We start from the raw sequence: 249 nt of genomic DNA, 5'->3' as shown, positions 1-249 counted from the left end.
CCGGGTCGAGGCCTCCGACCTGCGGGCCGGGACCTTGGAGCCGAAGAAGCAACGCGCCCTGATGGCCCAAAGGGCGGTGCCCACGCGCGCCTCCTGGGGAGCGTTCTCCCCCCTGGCCGAGCACAGCCGCACCCCCGAACGCGCCTTGGTGGTGCAGGAGGACAAGGACCGGACCGACCGGCTGCGCGCCCGGCGGCGCCGCACCTCCGCCCCGACCTGGGGGGCCCCCGCCGGCACCGCGTTCTGGAG

Annotated in this window: 1 protein-coding gene; it reads left to right on the top strand. The window is 76.7% G+C overall.

The genetic code is table 11. The features are described 5' to 3' along the window. Positions 1-61: 61 nt before the first annotated feature. Positions 62-249, top strand: a 188-nt coding sequence (locus tag C7C46_RS35490; protein WP_181442639.1) for a hypothetical protein, incomplete at its 3' end; no start/stop codon positions are given.

The sequence above is a fragment of the Streptomyces tateyamensis genome (genome assembly GCF_003205575.1).
GTDB lineage: Bacteria > Actinomycetota > Actinomycetes > Streptomycetales > Streptomycetaceae > Kitasatospora > Kitasatospora tateyamensis.
This window is presented reverse-complemented; position numbering and strand designations above follow the sequence as displayed.